The sequence below is a fragment of the Microbacterium sp. genome, from assembly GCF_041909575.1.
Taxonomy (GTDB): Bacteria; Actinomycetota; Actinomycetes; order Actinomycetales; family Microbacteriaceae; genus Microbacterium.
This window is the reverse complement of sequence record NZ_JAYRDE010000090.1, coordinates 475-2,795: the sequence shown is the minus strand read 5'-3', so window position 1 is coordinate 2,795 and position 2,321 is coordinate 475. Positions and strand designations below refer to the sequence as shown.

Annotated in this window: 1 protein-coding gene; it reads left to right on the top strand. The window is 70.8% G+C overall.

Annotated features, from left to right (window positions below):
* The first annotated feature begins 197 nt into the window (after positions 1-197).
* Positions 198-2,261 carry a PhoX family phosphatase gene (locus tag ACE3O1_RS11935; RefSeq protein ID WP_374315303.1) on the top strand — a complete coding sequence of 688 codons (2,064 nt, stop codon included), beginning with the start codon at positions 198-200 and terminating at the stop codon, positions 2,259-2,261.
* Positions 2,262-2,321: the final 60 nt, after the last annotated feature.

Here is a 2,321-nt window from a genome sequence, read left to right as displayed (position 1 = left end):
GGGCCGCCCGCGGGGGCGGGGGGGGGGGGGGGGGGGTGGGGGGCGGTGGGGAGGGTGTTGGGCCCCCGGGGGAGGGGAGCCGGACCCCGTCCGGTGAGGCGCTTCTCATCGTGCGGTCGCCGGCCGTTCACCTGCCTGTCGCCCGGATGTCGCGCCCGGCCGCGAGGCTGGCCCGGTCGCATCGCCAGGGAGGGCACATGAGCATCATCGAGAACTACCGTCGGTCACTGCCGTTCGCGGAGCACGCGCGAGGAAAGCGCTCGGCGGTGACCTGCCAGCTCAAGTGCGCCAACGCGTGCACGAACCCGGAGTGCAACACGTCGCGCAACGAGACGTTCCAGGAGGTCGCGCAAGCCGCGCTCTCGCGCCGGGCGCTGCTCGGGCTCGGCGCTGCCGCAGCGGTCTCGGTCGCGCTCACCGCCGCCGGCGGGCGTGCTCCGGTCTCGGGTGCGACCGCGTCCGGAGTGGGCGGTGCGGGCGCCGCGTTCGCGCGTCCCGGCACCGCCGGTCTCCCGTTCGAGCCCATCGCTCCGGTCCCGGCGAGCGTCGACGCGTTCACGGTCCCGGCCGGCTACACGTGGCAGCCGATCATCCGGTGGGGCGACCCGCTGTTCAAGAACTCGCCGCTGTTCGACTTCGCCGCGCAGTCGCCCGAGGCGCAGGCCCTGCAGTTCGGCTACAACAGCGACTACCTCGACATCGTGGCCGACCCCAGCGGCAAGACCGGCGTGCTCGTCAACAACCACGAGTACGTCAATCCCAACATCATGTTCGCGCCGACGTCGGATCCCGCCGAGCTGCGCCGCCGGGGCGACGTGTACAAGGCGGCGCAGGGCATGTCGGTCGTGGAGATCCGCCGCAAGCGCACCGGCGAGCCGTGGAGCTACGTCGTCGGTGGCAAGCGCAATCGCCGCATCACCGTCGAGACCGTCTTCGAGCTGACCGGGCCGGCGGCCGGGTCGGATCTCGTCAAGACGGCCGCGGACCCCGAGGGACGCTGGGTGCACGGGACGCTGGGCAACTGCGCCGGCGGCACGACGCCGTGGGGGACCATCCTCTCGGGCGAGGAGAACTTCAACGGCTACTTCGCCTGGAAGGCCGAGACACCCGCGCAGAAGCGCTACCAGTCGACGGCGAGCACCTCCACCTCGACCGGCTGGGAGAAGTACGACCCCCGTTTCAACGCTCACGACGCGGGCTATGTCAACGAGCCGAACCGCTTCGGCTACATCGTCGAGATCGACCCCCAGGACCCCACGTCGACCCCGAAGAAGCACACCGCGATGGGACGGTTCAAGCACGAGGGCGCGAACGTCATCGTCGCCGAGGACGGCCGCGTCGTGGCGTACATGGGCGATGACGAGCGCAACGACTACCTCTACAAGTTCGTGTCGAAGCACAGGATCTCGGGTTCGCGCAAGAAGAACCTGACGCTGCTCTCGGAGGGCGACCTCTACGTCGCGAAGTTCACCGGCAACTCGCCGAAGGGCGAGATCACCGGCACCGGGGCTCTGCCGGCGGACCAGCTCTTCGACGGCAGCGGCGAGTGGCTCCCGCTCACGCGCAACGGCGAGAGCGCCGTCCCGGGCTTCACCACGGACGAGGTGCTGGTCTACACCCGGCTCGCCGCCGACGCGGTCGGTGCCACGAAGATGGATCGTCCCGAGGACGTCGAGCCCAACCCCAAAACCGGCAAGGTCTACCTGGCGCTCACGAACAACTCGGCGCGCTCCGTCGCGACGATCGACGAGCCCAACCCGATCACGGGCAACCGCTACGGCCACGTCATCGAGATGACCGAGACCGCGGGGCAGGCCGGAACGACCTTCGGATGGAGCATCCTGCTCCTCTGCGGCGACCCGAAGGTGTTCGCTAACTCCTACTTCGCCGGGTTCCCGAAAGATCTCGTGTCGCCGATCTCGTGCCCCGACAACGTCGCGTTCGACTCCGCCGGCAACCTGTGGATCTCGACGGACGGGCAGCCGGGCACCATCGGCTACAACGACGGGCTGTTCCTCGTGCCCCTCGAGGGCGCCGAGCGCGGCCACGTGCAGCAGTTCCTCGCCGTGCCGCGGGATGCCGAGACGTGCGGTCCGGTGATCCACGATCAGGAGGGCCTGGTCTTCGTCGCGGTGCAGCATCCCGGTGAGGACGGCACCGTCGCGGCGCCGCGCTCGCTGTTCCCCGACTACGGGTCCCACGCTCCCGGCGACCTTCCGAACGGCCCGCGGCCCTCGGTCGTGCAGGTGTACCGAGGCTGACCGCCGGCGGGACGGGGCGGGGCCCGCGGCTGGCCGCCCCCCCCCACCCCCGCGGCCGCA